The organism is Synechococcales cyanobacterium CNB, assembly GCA_030263455.1.
Taxonomy (GTDB): Bacteria; Planctomycetota; Phycisphaerae; order Phycisphaerales; family UBA1924; genus CAADGN01.
The window spans coordinates 54,085-68,666 of record SZOZ01000002.1 but is presented as its reverse complement, the minus strand read 5'-3'; the positions used below and the strand labels follow the sequence as shown (position 1 = coordinate 68,666).

11 protein-coding genes are annotated in these 14,582 nt (G+C 68.5%); 5 read left to right on the top strand and 6 right to left on the bottom strand.

Going from position 1 to position 14,582, the window contains the following annotated elements:
- Positions 1 to 89 precede the first annotated feature (89 nt).
- Positions 90 to 1,736: a replicative DNA helicase gene (gene dnaB, locus FBT69_01930; GenBank protein MDL1903559.1), complete on the top strand. Its 1,647-nt coding sequence runs from the start codon at positions 90 to 92 to the stop codon at positions 1,734 to 1,736.
- Positions 1,737 to 1,748: 12 nt separating this feature from the next.
- On the opposite strand, the gene recG is transcribed toward dnaB, so the two are convergent.
- Together recG and FBT69_01920 are read right to left on the bottom strand one after the other, a co-directional pair.
- The gene (recG, locus tag FBT69_01925) at positions 1,749 to 4,031 is read right to left on the bottom strand and encodes an ATP-dependent DNA helicase RecG (protein MDL1903558.1); all 2,283 of its coding nucleotides are present in this window, start codon (positions 4,029 to 4,031) and stop codon (positions 1,749 to 1,751) included.
- Entirely contained in the window at positions 3,898 to 4,332 is a 435-nt protein-coding gene (locus FBT69_01920; protein ID MDL1903557.1) for a DUF971 domain-containing protein, read from the bottom strand. The genes recG and FBT69_01920 overlap by 134 nt, the downstream gene beginning before the upstream one ends.
- On the opposite strand from FBT69_01920, the gene pyrF reads away from it, so the two are divergent.
- Positions 4,196 to 5,167, top strand: a complete 972-nt coding sequence (gene pyrF, locus FBT69_01915) for an orotidine-5'-phosphate decarboxylase (protein ID MDL1903556.1) — start codon at positions 4,196 to 4,198, stop codon at positions 5,165 to 5,167. The two genes, FBT69_01920 and pyrF, sit on opposite strands and share 137 nt — an antisense overlap.
- 111 nt (positions 5,168 to 5,278) lie before the next feature.
- On the opposite strand, the gene FBT69_01910 is transcribed toward pyrF, so the two are convergent.
- The 3 genes from FBT69_01910 to FBT69_01900 all read right to left on the bottom strand — a co-directional run bounded on the left by FBT69_01910 (position 5,279) and on the right by FBT69_01900 (position 7,646).
- Entirely contained in the window at positions 5,279 to 5,980 is a 702-nt protein-coding gene (locus FBT69_01910) for a PEP-CTERM sorting domain-containing protein (protein MDL1903555.1), read from the bottom strand.
- 206 nt (positions 5,981 to 6,186) lie between these two features.
- Complete coding sequence (locus tag FBT69_01905; protein MDL1903554.1) at positions 6,187 to 6,843, bottom strand: hypothetical protein; 657 nt, start codon at positions 6,841 to 6,843, stop codon at positions 6,187 to 6,189.
- A gap of 257 nt (positions 6,844 to 7,100) precedes the next feature.
- Positions 7,101 to 7,646, bottom strand: coding sequence for an NADH-quinone oxidoreductase subunit I (locus tag FBT69_01900; GenBank protein ID MDL1903553.1), 546 nt, complete (start codon positions 7,644 to 7,646; stop codon positions 7,101 to 7,103).
- Between the two features lie 61 nt (positions 7,647 to 7,707).
- On the opposite strand from FBT69_01900, the gene FBT69_01895 reads away from it, so the two are divergent.
- Genes FBT69_01895 through FBT69_01885 form a run of 3 tightly spaced genes read left to right on the top strand, consistent with a single transcriptional unit; the run spans position 7,708 to position 9,928 of the window.
- Entirely contained in the window at positions 7,708 to 8,535 is an 828-nt protein-coding gene (locus FBT69_01895) for a hypothetical protein (protein ID MDL1903552.1), read from the top strand.
- A 19-nt stretch (positions 8,536 to 8,554) separates the two neighbouring features.
- A complete protein-coding gene (locus FBT69_01890) occupies positions 8,555 to 8,710 on the top strand; it encodes a small basic protein (GenBank protein ID MDL1903551.1) in 156 nt (51 codons plus the stop codon).
- 33 nt (positions 8,711 to 8,743) lie between these two features.
- Positions 8,744 to 9,928 (top strand): pyridoxal phosphate-dependent aminotransferase, encoded by a 1,185-nt coding sequence (locus FBT69_01885; protein ID MDL1903550.1) that lies wholly within the window; start codon positions 8,744 to 8,746, stop codon positions 9,926 to 9,928.
- Between the two features lie 83 nt (positions 9,929 to 10,011).
- Here the strand turns inward: FBT69_01885 and rpoC are convergent, their stop codons facing one another.
- Complete coding sequence (gene rpoC / locus FBT69_01880) at positions 10,012 to 14,505, bottom strand: DNA-directed RNA polymerase subunit beta' (GenBank protein ID MDL1903549.1); 4,494 nt, start codon at positions 14,503 to 14,505, stop codon at positions 10,012 to 10,014.
- Positions 14,506 to 14,582: the final 77 nt, after the last annotated feature.

The following is a 14,582-nucleotide window of genomic DNA, read 5'->3' as shown; positions in this document are numbered from 1 at the left end:
ATCGTTCTCTTCCGGGCGAAGGTCTGCATAATGGGTGGACAGTCCGTCGGCACACCCACACTCAGCGGCAAGGATGCGAGACTGTGCCCGTGAACACCACGAACGGATTCGACGCTTCGCCTGCCGTCCGGCGCCAGCCCCGTCCCGAACTGAAACTCGACCGACTTTTCGACCGGCTCCCGCCGCACTCGACGGAAGCGGAGATGTCGCTGCTCGGCTCGCTGCTGCTCGAACCGCGGATGATCGCGGACGTGGTGAGCATCGTAACGACGCCCGACGCCTTCTACCACGAGCGTCACGCGACGATCTACCGGCTGATCGTCGAACTCGGCGACAAGCACAGCGCCTGCGACGTGGTGCAACTGGTGGACACGCTGCGCGATCGCGGCCAGCTCGACGGCATCGGCGGGCAGGATTATCTCGTCGAGCTTGCGTCCGGCGTGCCATCGGCGGTGAACGCGCGCCACTACGCGCGCGTCGTGGCGGACAAGCACCGCTTGCGCCGGCTGATCGAGGCGGCCGGGCACATGCTGTACGACGCTTTCCACGCAGGCCACCTCGGGCCTGAGGGCGTGGGCGAGGTGCTGGACCGCTCCGAGCAGTCGCTGTTCGAGATCGCGCACGAGCCGGGCATGAACGACCCGCAGAGCCTCGACGCCATCCTCCAGAGCGAGATGGACCGCCTCGAAGCGATCGAGAGCCAGGGCGGCCTGACGGGCCTGCCTTCCGGCTTCGCCGATCTGGACGCGTTGCTGAGCGGTCTGCACCCCGGGGAGATGGTGATCCTCGCGGCCAGGCCGTCCATGGGAAAGACCGCCCTTGCGCTCAACCTCGCCGAGCAGATCGCCCTCGGCGGCCCGCCGCACGCCCCGCGCAGCCCGAAACGGGCGCCGGTCGCCATCTTCAGCCTCGAAATGTCGCGCTCCTCGCTCGCGCAGCGGCTCATCAGCGCCCGCTCGGGACTGGACCTGCAACGCCTGCGCACGGGCGACCTGCGCCAGTCGGATTGGGAGACGCTCACGCGCGTCTGCGGCGAACTGCACGATGCGCCGATCTACATCGACGACACGCCCGCGCTGACGGTGCTTCAGTTGCGGGCCAGGGCGCGTCGCATGGCGGCGCAGTTCGGCGTGCGAGCAATCATGATCGACTACCTCCAGCTGCTCACCGCCCCCGGAGCGGCCCGCGAGAGCAGGCAGGTCGAGGTTGCCGCCATCAGCCGCGGCATCAAGGCCCTCGCCCGCGAACTCGACCTGCCCGTGGTCTGTCTCGCGCAGCTGAACCGGTCCAGCGAGCACCGCGAGGGGAACCGGCCTCGCATGGCGGACCTGCGCGAGTCCGGCTCGATCGAGCAGGATGCGGACGTCGTGCTGCTGCTGCACCGCGAGGAGTACTACCACCGCGGCGACGAGGAGTGGGAGCAGAACAACCCGGACAAGGTGAACCTGGCCGAACTGATCGTCGCCAAGCAGCGCAACGGCCCGACCGGGCTGGTGAAACTGACGTGGGACTCTCGCGCCACGCGTTTCAAGGACCACGACCCCTATCACACGACGCACGACGGGTACGAGTCGGTGTCGCAGGCGGGGCGGGCTGCCGCGTCGGAGCCGAAGCCTCGCGGCCCGGCGGCGTACGCACCGGGGGCGCGCACCGGGCCGGTCGAGAACTTCCGCGACGGCGGCGGACCCGAGGCGTTCGACGACGACACGATGACGGACGACGAGCCGCCGTTCTGATCGGCCGCCGGCTCAACCCACGTCGCCGAGGCCGAACTCCGCGCCGTGTGCCTTGAGCACGCGCCGGAGCAGCAGCGATTCGTCGGGGCTGTCAAGGCGCGGCGAACGGTCGATCCAGTCGCGCGCGTCGCGCCGGGCGAGCGAGAGCAGGTCTCGGTCGCGCATGAGGTCGGCAACTCGGAGCGCGGCCGCGCCGGACTGGCGTGCCCCGAAGACCTCGCCCGGACCTCGGATTTCGAGATCCCGTTCGGCGAGCACGAAGCCGTCGTTGGTCTCGGCGAGCACGCGCAACCGCTGCTGCGATTCGGGCGTGGATCCTTCGGCGATGAGGATACAGACCGATCGCCGGCTGCCGCGGCCGACGCGCCCCCGGAGCTGGTGGAGTTGGGCGAGGCCGAACCGGTCGGCGTGCTCGACGATCATGACCGAGGCGTTGGGCACGTCCACGCCGACCTCGATGACGGTCGTGGCGACGAGGGCGTGGACGAGGCCCGCGCGGAAGCGGGCCATCACGTGGTCGCGCGTCGAGCGTTTCAGGCGGCCGTGCAGGGCAGCGAGGCGCAGCCCCGCGAGCGCGCCGGCCTCGAGCTCGCGCAGCACGCCGCGCACGTCCGCGATCTCGCCCGCGCCAGGCTCGTCACCGATGGTGGGGACGACGACGTACGCCTGCCCGCCCGTCTCGATGCGCCGGCGCACGAACTCGTAGACTTCGCGTCGCTTCTCGGGCGCGACGACGCGCGTGGTCACGGGGCGGCGGCCGGGGGGCAGGCCGCGGATCGTCGAGACGTCCAGGTCGCCGAAGAGCGTGATGGCGAGCGTTCGCGGGATTGGCGTGGCGGTCATGACGAGGACGTGCGGCGTGGTCTCGCCGTCCGCGCCCTTCTGCCGGAGCGTGGCACGCTGGTGCACGCCGAAGCGGTGCTGCTCGTCGATGACGGCCAGCGCGATCGAGCGGAAGCGGACGGACTCGGTGAGCAGGGCGTGCGTGCCGACGACGAGATCGGCGTCGCCCGAGGCGATGCGCGCCAGCGCGCTCTCGCGTTCGGCGCGCGGCATGGAGCCGGTGAGCAGCTCGACGCGGACGCGCGAGCCTTCGAGCGCGGCTGTGATCAGGCCATGGTGCTGCTCGGCGAGCAGTTCGGTCGGCGCCATCAGGGCTGCCTGCTGCCCGCTGGCGACGGCGAGCAGCATGGCGTAGAGGGCGATCACCGTCTTGCCCGAGCCGACGTCGCCCTGGATGAGCCGGTTCGCGGGCGTCTCGGAGGTCAGGTCGCGCACGACCTCCGCGAGCGCCTCCTCCTGCCCCGGCGTGAGCGTGAACGGGAACCGCTGGCGGATGTGACGGTCGATCGCCTCGCTCCACTTGAGCGCGGGCGCGCGCGATTCTGCCCGCAACTGCCGCCTCTTCATGAACACCGCGAGTTGCAGGAAGAGCAGTTCGTCGTAAGCGAGCCGGCGTCGGGCGGCACGCGCCTCATCCTCGTCCTTCGGTTGGTGCACCATCCGGTACGCCTCGGCGAGCGAGGGCAGGGAACGCTCGCGCCGGTACGCCTCCGGCAGGTGGTCCTCGATGAGCGGCAGGGCAACGGGCAGCACCGCGCGCACCGCCGCCTCGATCTCCCACGACTTGACGTGCTCGCTCGCCGGGTACACCGGGCGCAGGCGCGCCTCGCGCGGGGCCGGGCCGCCCGATTCGGGGACGATCTCCCACCGCGGGTTGGCGAGTTGGAGCTTGTTGTCGACGCGCCGCAGCGTCCCCTGCACGCGCAGGTGGTGGCCGGGATGGATGCGCTGCGCGAGGAAGGTCTGGTTGAACCAGACCACGTCGAGCCGCCCGGTGCCGTCGTGCAGCACGGCCTCGAAACGCGGGCGCGGGCGGCGGTCGACGACTCGCGTGGCGGTGACCTCGGCGCGGGTCGAGACGATCTGCCCCGGCGTGAGTTCCGCGATCGGGCGTTCCTCCTCGTGCCGCTCGTGCCGCATCGGCAGGTGGGCGATCAGTCTCCCGACGTTGGTGATGCCGAGGGTTGCCAGCATCTCGGTGCGGCGCAGGCCGACACCCTGCGCCTGCGTCAGCGGCGACAGCAGGGTGAGGCTCGGCGCAGGGTCGGAGGCAGGGTTGGGCATCGGTGAGAGAACATACCCGTTGCATCGTGCCGGATCATTCATCGTCAACGGGGCGGGCCTTGTGGAAGCGGGGATCGATCTCGCGCAGGTAGGCCCACGAATAGATGCCCGTGTCGTGCCCGTCGGAGAAGCGGACGCGGATGGCGTAGTGCCCGACCAGTTCGGCATCCACGGCGGTGAGCGGGGCGTTCGAAGACACCGGCGCGCTCGGCAGCACCGTGAGCGGGTTGCGGGCCAGCTGCTCGCGCAGTTCACGCATATCGGCTGAGGGGGACATGCGACGGAGATAATCGATGGTGTAGTACGAGGTGCTGCCGTCGGCCCACTCGATCGTGAGGCCGCGGTCCTTCTTCAGGTCGATGCGTGTCGGCGTGTTGGGGTCCACGGTGTCGGCCCGCCCTCCGGCTACGATAGCCGCCGTGAGCGTTTCGCCGTCCGTGAGATTCAGCGACCGCCTGGCCGACGCGATCGACCGCGTGGGCGCGCCGGTGTGCGTGGGGCTGGACCCGGTGGCCGATCGCCTGCCCGCGGAGTTCCGCGCGCGGTCGGGTTCCGATGACGAGGCGGTGGGGCTGTTCGAGTTCTGTGCAGGCGTGGTCGAGGCTGTGCGCGGACACGCGGCGGCCGTCAAGCCGCAATCGGCGTGCTTCGAGCGCTATGGCCCCGCTGGGATGCTGGTGCTGCGGAACGTCATCGGGGCGGCACGCTCGGCGGGGCTGGTCGTGGTGCTGGACGCCAAGCGAGGTGACATCGGCACGACCGCTGAGCATTACGCCGCCGCGGCGTCCGGCCTCGGTGCGGATGCGATCACGGTGAACGGGTATCTCGGCCCGGAGACGGTCGAGCCGTTCCTGGACGCCGGACTCGGCGTCTTCGTGCTGGTGCGGACGAGCAACCCCGGGAGCGACGCCGTGCAATCGGCGCGGCTGGACGACGGTCGGACGGTCGCGGAGATGATGGCGGGCCACGTCGCCGCGCTCGGCTCATCGCGTCGCGGCGCGCGCGGTCTGAGCGACGCCGGCGCGGTGGTCGGGGCGACCAAGCCGGCCGACGGCGCTTCGCTGCGGGCGCGGATGCCGGATGCACCGATCCTGGTGCCAGGCTATGGAGCGCAGGGCGGCACGGCCGACGACGTGCGGGCGCTCGTTCGCCGCGGCGCGCGCACACCAGGCGAGCGAGGGGTGCTGGTCAACGCGAGCCGATCTGTGATCTACGCAGCCCCCAATGCTGGCGAGCGATGGACCGTGGCCGTGCAGCGAGCGGCAGGTGAAATGGCGGACGACCTGAGGCGCGTGTTGGGATAGTCGCGGGTATGGGCGCGCGGCCTGTGCCGGTTCTTGTCTTGAGCCAGGAATGAAAAACCGCCGGCCGCAGCGGGCCGACGGTGAATCGCGCGCGGGGGTTGTTCGTCTCGTTCAGCGGCGGCGGCGGCCGGCGGCGAGCGCGCCGAAGCCGAGCAGAGCGATCGAACCGGGAGCAGGCACGAAGAAGGCGGAGCCGGAGTAGGAGCCTTCGGACCGCCACCACATCGCGGGGAGCATGTTCTGGTCGAGCGCGACGCCCATGCCGCCGTCGCTCTGGAGGAAGGTGAGCGTGAAGGCGGCGTCGTCGGGATCGACGGAGTCGCCGGTGAACAGGCCGTAGTCGGGGATGTTGGGTCCGTGCCAGGTGTAGGTGACGGAGGAGCCCGCGCCGTCCGCCCCGAAGATGGCGCCGGAGGAGTACCACGAGGCAGCGCCACCGAGGGCGGTGAGCGATCCTCCTTCGACGACGGCGGAGAGGACGAGTGCGCCGAAGGCGTCGCGGAACTCGAAGGAGCCGTCGAGGGAGTAGGCGTGGATGAAGTTGCCGCCGCCGGAGGGGATGCTGCCGAGGTGGGCGATCTCGAATGCCGCGTTGAACTCGATGCTCAGGGTGATGGGCGCGCCAGGCCCGTTGGTGTCGTCGATGAGCAGGGTGAGCGGCTCGCTCGGGTCCATGGCGTCGCCGACGAAGCCGCCGGTTCCCATGAAGGTGAACGAGGTGTGGTCAACGTCGGACGCGAAACTGAAGAGACTCGCGTTCGCGGCGGTCGCCAGACCGGCCAGCGCGGCAAGCGACGTCGTGATCCTGTTCATGGGCGTTCTCCTTCCGATCGCCTGCTCGCACCGCGTGGGCCTCTCTCCGGACACCACGAAACCCACCCAACGAGGCGGGGCTACGACGGCACAGGCCGCCGATCAAAGATGCCCCCGGTTCCGGACCTTGCCAGCAATCAGGGGACGTTGTCCCGAATCGGGTCAAAACCCTTTCGGGCTTGACCCGCGCGTGATTCGGTCATGCGTCAGCGGCGGCGGCGGATCGCGACGAGCCCGCTCGCCAGAGCGAGGGCCAGGACGCCCGGGGCGGGAACGATCTCCGCGCTCACGAGGGCCGGGACGCCGGAGAAACTCTTGGTGAGGAAGGCAGATGCGGAGTGGATGTAGAGCGTGACGATCGCGCCCTGGAACGGCGAGTTGTACCCGGAGAAGTCGGTGCTGAAGGAGCCGGCGGTGGCGCCGTCGAAGGAGCCGTCGCCCGAGTTGTCGTTGACGGTGACGTTGTTGAGTTGTCCGTTGAAGAAGACGGTGCCGAACGCGCCCTTCATCCAAGTGCCGACGATTTCACCGGTGACGGTGTCGCCGTTGGTATCGGAAACGGTGAACGAGCCGGCGCCGTCGGCGGTGAAGCCGTTGTTGTTCGTGACGTTGATGGTCATCACGAAGTCGGCCATGCTGGTTCCCGCGAAGCCGGCGTTGAACTCGGCCGTTCCGGCCGCGCCGTCGAGGCGGGTCACGTCGCCGGAGGTCTGGCTCGACGCGACGGCCGTATACAGGCCCGAACCGACGTCGAACGAGCCGCTGACGTCGCTGTAGGTGTAGGACAGAATGACTTCCGCGCTGCCGGCTGCCGTGATCGAGGCGGCCGTCAGAATGCCCAAGACGTGCGTGCTGCGGACCATGATCTCTCCTTCTCTCAATCTGTGGCCGGGATCCCGGTTCCACGACATCTGCGAGCAGTGCGACAAGCGTGTTCCACTCGGCCGACGGAATCTCCGCCCGCAGGGACGGACTCCACCGTCCTGCGGCACAATGCCCCGGATTTCCGGGCGTGCCAGCCAATCCGAAAGAAAAACTCGCGTGTCGCCGGGTCCGAGAACCGGCCGTTCGAGAGGTGTACGGCGGCAGCGTGACTCCCGGGCCGCGTGCGCGGGCCGGGCTACATGGGCTTCTTCTCGACCGTCACGTCGTAGACCTTCAGGAGCTTCTCCTTGTCGAAGACCATCTCCTGGCGGCTCAGGCCGACCACGTCGTACTCGGTCGTCAACTCGATCGCGTCCACCGGGCAGGCTTCCTCGCACATCCCGCAGAAGATGCACCGGAGCTCGTCGATCTCAAACTTTGCGGGGTACTTCTCGCGGTCGTCCCACGGGCTTTCGGCCGCCACAATGTGGATGCAGTTCGCGGGGCAGATGGTCGGGCACATCATGCACGCGACGCACTTGACTCGCCCCTGCTCGTCGCGGTTGAGGCGGTGGAACGCCCGGAAGTTGCTCTTCTGCATCCCGCCGCGCTCTGGGGGTTGGTGCTCCTTGCGCTCCTCCGGGTACTGCATGGATCGGCTGGTTCTGCCCTGCCCGAAGGAGGTGAAGAAGTGGCGCATCGTGACGCCGAAACCGCCGATGATGGCGGGGAGGTAGGCCCGCTCGCCGCGCGACATCGGCGCGGGGCGGATGAGAATGACGTCCTCTTCCCGGATGGCCATGGGGCGGCAGTATAGGGCCGCGTTGCGCGGATTCGGGATCGCGCCGGAGGGAGATAGAATCGTGAGTATGCCAGGCCGCCGACACAGCCCGCCGCTCTTCGAGTTGCTCCAGGGATCGCAATCGGCGGGGGTGCGCCACGCGGCCCCGGGGCCGCGCCCCGCGCCGAAGCCCATCCCTGAACCCAGGCGTGCGGCACCGGAGCCGCCACCGCGACCGAGGCCCACACCAACACCCGAACCCCCACACGACCAGCCGCGTCAGGCGTTCAGTCTCTCCGGGGGTGAGGTCCGGCTTCCCACGAGTTATGCGCTTGTCGCTCTTGCCGCGGTCATCGGCCTGATGATCGGGGCATGGACGATCGGATTCCGGTCCGGTGAGTCCTCAGCCCGCGACGAGGCTCTGCGGCGTGAGCTCGCCATCCAAGGCCCGGCAACCGATCCGTCCCTGACCCCGCCCACCCAGCGGCAGGCAGACCCCCCACGCCAGCAGCCACGGCAGCCCGAGCCTCCCCAAGGCTTGCGGCCGGCTACCGGCGGGGCGGCCGCCGCGCTCGCCCCGACGGGGGCGATAAGCGATCCGCGCCAACCCCAGACCAACTACCTCCGGCTTGCCACCCTGCCGCAGGACGACGCGGTGAACGCCATTGCGTTCCTCAACGACCGGGGATTCCAGGCGTTCGCGGTGATTGATCCTCGCACCCGCAGCGGCAACAATCCACCCCGCTACGCCCTGTATGCGGCGGCCGGGTTCCCGAGCGACGGGTTCCGGGCGTCGGAGGGCGCGCGGGCACAGGTCCGATCCGAGGCGCTGCGTCTCGGGCAGGCTTGGCGGGCGGCCGGCGGGGCCTCGAACTTCGCGGACGCCGGGTGGGAACGATCCGACCGTTGACCGACTGGAGCGCCGACCGATGAGCATGGACCGATCGCTGAAGACGAAGGGCAACCTGGCGGGCAAGCGCTCGGTGCTGAAGCGCTCCGAGCGCATCGCCAAGATGCAGGCCGACAAGAAGTTCGACCCGAAGAAGGACAAGGCCCTGGGCATCCCCAAGACGCTGGTGCGCTGAGGCATCAAGGGAGCGGCCCGGCCGCGGTCCGTCATGGACATCAACCGCCTGCTCGCCGACCGTGCCCGGGCCATCGACGCCTCGGGCATCCGGCGCGTCTTTGAACTCGGCGCGAAACTCAGGAACCCCTGCAACCTGTCGATCGGCCAGCCGGACTTCCCGGCGCCCGAGGCGGTGAAGCGAGCTGCGATCGAGGCGATCTCGGCCGACCGCAACGGGTACACGCTCACACAGGGTGTCGCGGAGCTGCGTTGGCGCATCGAGCGTGCGCTCGCCGTCGATCTGGGCTGGGATTTCTCGCCCGGTTCCGGGGCTTCGGCGCTGGTGACGAGCGGCACAAGCGGCGCGCTGCTGCTCGCGTGCTTTGCGCTGCTCGGACCGGGCGACGAGATCATCATCCCAGACCCGTGGTTCGTGCTCTACCCGCACCTGGCGACGCTCTGCGGGGCAAGAGCGGTGGCGTGCGAGACGCATCCCGATGGTCGAATGACGGCCGATCGCGTCGAGCCGCTCATCACGGGACGAACCAAGATCGTGCTGTTCAACTCGCCCGCAAACCCGACGGGCGTCGTGGCGACGCGTGACGAGTGCGCGGACCTGCTCGACCTGTGCCGGCGACGAGGCGTGCTGCTCATCTCGGACGAGATCTACAACGAGTTCTGCTATTCCGAGTCGCGGACCGATCGCTTCACGGGCGACGCCTCACGCGCGTGCTGCCCGAGCCCGGCTCGGTTCGAGGCGGCGCAGCACGACGTGCTGGTGGTCCGGGGGTTCGGCAAGACCTACGGCGTGACGGGGTGGCGGATGGGCTACGCAGCCGGGCCGACCGCGCTCGTCGAGCAGATGGCAAAGTTCCAGCAGTACACGTTCGTGTGCGCGCCGGCGCCGCTGCAGTGGGGGTGCGTGGCCGCGCTGGACGTGGACATGACCGAGCACGTTTCGGAGTACGAGGCTCGGCGGAACCTCGTCGTCGACCGGTTGCGCGAGGTGACGGAAGTGCCGTTCCCGGGCGGGGCGTTCTACGCATTCCCGCGCGTGCCGGATCGGCTCGGCTTGAGCGGCTCGAGGGTCGTGGAGCGGGCGATCGAGCGGAGCGTGCTCGTCATCCCAGGCTCGGTGTTCTCCTCGCGCGACGACCACTTCCGACTCGGCTACGCGACCAGCCGCGAGCAGCTGGAGCGCGGGCTTGACGCGATCGTCGAGCTGCTGCGGGGCTGAGCGGCCGTCCGCCAAGAAGCGTGGCACAGGCGGGATGCCTGTGCCACGGGTCGTCGAGCGGGGTTGCGAGCGGGCGGTCGTGTTCAGTTGTCCCGTGCGGCCTCGGCGCGTTCGCCGACCAGATCGCTGCGGACCTCGACGTGTGGCACGCCGAGCGAGTCGTTGCGGTTCGCCCCGAGCGCCTCGGCGGCCCGGGCGGCCTCGGCGAGCATCTCGGCCTCCTCGTCGAGGTCGTCCTTCGGCGGCTCGGCGAGGTACTTGACACGCAGGTCCTGGTAGAGACGGAAGCCCGTGCCCGCCGGGATCAGGTGCCCGAGCAGGACGTTCTCCTTCAGGCCGACGAGCGTGTCCTCAGCGCCCTTGAGGGCGGCTTCGGTGAGCACCTTCGTCGTCTCCTGGAACGAAGCGCCCGAGAGGAACGACTCGCTCTGGAGGCTGGCCTTGGTGATGCCGAGCAGCAGGGTGCGTCCGGTCGCGGGCCGGGCACGCTTGGTCTTGGCCGGCTCCTTGCCCTCGGCCTCGGCCTTGGCGTTCGCCTCCTTCACCACGTCCTTGTGGACCAGTTCGCCCACGCGCAGGTCCGTCCCGCCTGACTCGACCACGCGCAGCATCGAGGCGATCTTGTTGTTGGTCTGGCGGAACTGGAACTTGTCGACGACTTCCTGCGGCAGCAGGTCGGTATCGCCGGTGTTCTCGATCTTCACCTTGCGGAGCATCTGGCTCAGGATGAGCTCGATGTGCTTGTCGTTGATGGTGACGCCCTGGGCGCGGTAGACGTTCTGCACCTCGTCGAGCATGTAGGTCCAGAGGGCTTCCTCGCCCTTGATGCGCAGGATGTCGTGGGGCACGAGCGGGCCTTCGGTGAGCGGGTCGCCGGCCTGCACGAAGTCGCCGCCGTGCACGAGCAGGTGCTTGTCCGACAGGACGTGGTGGTCCTTCTCGATGCCCGAGTCGGACGTGATGCGGATGGTCATCTTGCCCTTGCGCTTGTCCGAGAGGAGTTCCACTCGGCCGGTGATCTCGGCGACGTAGGCGGGATCCTTCGGCTTTCGGGCCTCGAAGATCTCGGTCACGCGGGGGAGGCCGCCGACGATGTCCTGCGAGCCGCCCGCGGCGCGGGGCTGGCGCGCGAGCATGTGCCCGGCTTGGACTTCCTGGCCGTCCTTGACCTCGATGCGAGCCTTGGCGGGGAGATAGTGGAAGTCGAGGATGTTGCCCTGCGCATCGACGATGTTGATCTGGGGGTGGAGGTCACCCTTGTGCTCGATGACGACCTTGGCCTTATCGCGGCCATGGCCGGCGTCCTCCTCGCGGTAGGTCTCGCCCAGGACGATGTCGACGAACTGGACCCTTCCGGGCTTCTCGGCGAGGGTGGGGGTGCGGTGCGGGTCCCACTTGACGAGTTCCTGTCCCTTCTTCACTTCCTGCCCGGGCTTGACGAGGATGAACCCGCCGTAGGGCACCTTGAACTTCTCGACCTCGCGTCCCTTGGCGTCGAAGATGGCGATCTCGCCGTTGCGTTTGAGAGAGACGAGGACTTCGCGGCCGTCCTCGTCGGTGACGGGGGCCTCGCTGCAATCGCGGATGACGACGGTGCCGGCGACGCCGGCGCGGTACTCGCTCTCGGCGACGGAGCGTGTGCCGATGCCGCCGGTGTGGAAGGTGCGCATCGTCAGCTGCGTTCCCGGCTCGCCGATGGACTGGGCGGCGATGATGCCGACGGCCATCCCGATCTCGACCGGCTTGCCGGTGGACATGTCCAGGCCGTAGTCCATGACCGAGCAGCCGGTGCTGCTCTCGCTGGTGAGGGGAGAGCGGACGTAGACGGCCTCGATGCCGAGCTCCTCGATCTTCTTGGCGATCTCCCTCGTGATGATCTCGTTCTCGCGGACGATCTGCGTGTCGTACATGGGGTTGACGATGTTGTTGAGGCTGACGCGTCCCTCGATCTGGTCGCGGAGGGGAACGTCGATCTCGTCGCCCTTGTAGATGGCGCGTTTGACGATGCCGCGCCTGGAGCCGCAGTCGTGCTCGCCCACGATGACGGACTGGGCGATGTCGCAGAGTTTGCGGGTGAGGTAGCCGGAGTCGGCGGTCTTGAGGGCGGTGTCCGCCAGCCCCTTGCGGGCGCCGTGCGTCGAGGAGAAGTACTCGAGGATGTTGAGGCCCTCGCGGAAGTTGGCGCGGATGGGGGTCTCGATGATCTCGCCCGAGGGCTTGGCCATCAGGCCGCGCATGCCGGCCAGCTGCATCATCTGGCTGATGTTGCCGCGGGCGCCGGAGTCGGACATGAGGTAGACGGGGTTGAGGTAGTGCCTGCCCGCGCCGGAGGCGATGTCGGCGTACTCGCCGTTCTCGTCGCGCCGGTCGTGCCTGAGGGTTTCGATGAGTTTCGTGGTGACTTCCTCGCGGCAGTGGGCCCAGATGTCGAGGAGCTGGTTGTAACGCTCGCGGTGCGTGATGATGCCGCGGTCGTAGTTCTTCTCGACGCGATCGACCCTGCGCTGGGCCTCGGCGAGCAGCTCGCTCTTCTCCGCGGGGATGCGCATGTCGTAGACGCCGAAGGAGAGGCCGGCGAGCGTGGACTGCTTGAACCCGATCTCCTTCATCAGGTCGAGCAGTTCGATCGTGGCGGGCCGGCCGCAGAGGTCGTACACGTCGTCAATGACGCGCGCGCACCCCTTCTTGCCCAGCGCGCAGTTGTAGTAGGGCATGTGCTCGACCTGTTCGAGCCGCTGGCGGCACTCGGCGCGCCGCTCGTCCGTGGCGGCCAGGCCCAGCTCGGTCGTCCACTCGCGGCGTGCGATGCGCTTCGCTTCCTCGATGATGTCGGAGAACAGCACTCGCCCGACGGTCGTCCGGATGCGACGGCTCGCGGGGAAGTCCGCCGGCGCGCCCCCCTGCGAGGAGACGATCTTGCGGAACTCCTCGATCCGGACCGTGACGAACTCGTGGATGTCGATCACGCCCTGCTCGTACGCCAGGATCGCCTCGTGCCGGTCCTTGAACGAGCGGAGCTGCTCGACCGGGCGTGAATCGGGCACTTCCGTCGTCAGGAAGTACACGCCCATCACGATGTCCTGCGACGCCGAGATGATCGGCTTGCCGTTCGCGGGCGAGAAGATGTTGTGCGTGCTCAGCATGAGCACGTGGGCTTCGGCCTGCGCCTCGATGCTCAGGGGGAGGTGGACGGCCATCTGGTCGCCGTCGAAGTCGGCGTTGAATCCGCCGCACACCAGCGGGTGGATGCGGATCGCGTTCCCCTCGACCAGCACCGGCTCGAACGCCTGGATGCCCATGCGGTGCAGCGTCGGGGCGCGGTTCAGCAGCACCGGATGCTGGTAGATGACCTGTTCGAGGATGTCCCACACCTCCGCGTCGCGCCGTTCGAGCATGCGCTTGGCGGATTTGATGGTGTCCGCCAGGCCCTGCTCCTTGAGCTTGCGGATGATGAAGGGCTGGTAGAGCTCGAGGGCGATCTTCTTGGGCAGACCGCACTGGTGCAGCTTGAGCTCCGGCCCGACCACGATGACGGATCGCGCGGAGTAGTCCACGCGCTTGCCGAGGAGGTTCTCGCGGAACCGGCCCTGTTTGCCCTTGATCATGTCCGTCAGCGACTTGAGCGGGCGGTTGCTCGAACCGAGCACCGGGCGCCGGCAGCGGCCGTTGTCGAAGAGCGCGTCCACCGCCTGCTGCAGCATCCGCTTCTCGTTGCGGATGATGACCTCGGGGGCGTTGAGGTCCATCAGTTTCTTCAGGCGGTTGTTGCGGTTGATGATGCGCCGGTAGAGATCGTTCAGGTCGCTGGTGGCGAAGTTGCCCGATTCGAGCAGCACGAGCGGGCGCAGGTCGGGCGGGATGACCGGGATGACGTCCATCACCAGCCACGCCGGGTGGTTCTCGCTGCCGCGGACCTGCTCGATGAGCTTCAGCCGCTTGGCGTAGTCCTTGATCTTCTGCTTGGAGCGAGTCTCGCGCAGTTCGGTGCGGAGCTGCTCGGCCTCGTTCGCGAGGTCGAGCCGCTCGATGAGTTCGCGGATGGCGTCCGCGCCCATCAGCGCCCGGAACGCGTTGCCGTACTTGTCCACGTTGGCGCGGTGGTCGTCCTCGGTGAGGATCTGGCGGGGCTTGAGGTCGGTGTCGCCGGGATCGACCACGACGTAATCCTGGTAGTAGATGACCTTTTCGAGGTCCGAGGTCTTCATGCCCAGCAGCGTGCCGAGGCGGCTGGGCATGCTCTTGAAGAACCAGATGTGGACGACGGGGGCGGCGAGGTTGATGTGCCCCATGCGCTTGCGCCGCACGCGTGAGTGCGTGACCTTCACGCCGCAGCGGTCGCAGATGATGCCCTTGTACTTCGTGCCGCGGTACTTGCCGCAGGCGCACTCGTAGTCGCGCTCGGGGCCGAAGATGCGCTCGCAGAAGAGGCCGTCCTTCTCGGGGCGGTAGGTGCGGTAGTTGATGGTCTCGGGCTTCTTCACCTCGCCGTACGACCAGGCCCGGATGTCGTTGGGCGACGCCAGGGTGATCTTCACGCCGGTGAAGTCGTTCACTCTCTCGTACACGGTGTCGGACATTCGTGTCTACTCCCGCGATGTGTGCGGCTCAGTTCTCGCTCGTCGACCGTCGAGGACAGCGGACCATGTCGTGCCCG

Coding starts and splice junctions, on each gene's coding strand:
- recG (MDL1903558.1), bottom strand. CDS start 4,031: ATGCCGAACTGGTCGGGCACTACGCCATCCGCGTCCGCTTCTCCGACG.
- FBT69_01910 (MDL1903555.1), bottom strand. CDS start 5,980: ATGAACAGGATCACGACGTCGCTTGCCGCGCTGGCCGGTCTGGCGACC.
- FBT69_01905 (MDL1903554.1), bottom strand. CDS start 6,843: ATGGTCCGCAGCACGCACGTCTTGGGCATTCTGACGGCCGCCTCGATC.
- FBT69_01900 (MDL1903553.1), bottom strand. CDS start 7,646: ATGGCCATCCGGGAAGAGGACGTCATTCTCATCCGCCCCGCGCCGATG.
- FBT69_01890 (MDL1903551.1), top strand. CDS start 8,555: ATGAGCATGGACCGATCGCTGAAGACGAAGGGCAACCTGGCGGGCAAG.
- FBT69_01885 (MDL1903550.1), top strand. CDS start 8,744: ATGGACATCAACCGCCTGCTCGCCGACCGTGCCCGGGCCATCGACGCC.
- rpoC (MDL1903549.1), bottom strand. CDS start 14,505: ATGTCCGACACCGTGTACGAGAGAGTGAACGACTTCACCGGCGTGAAG.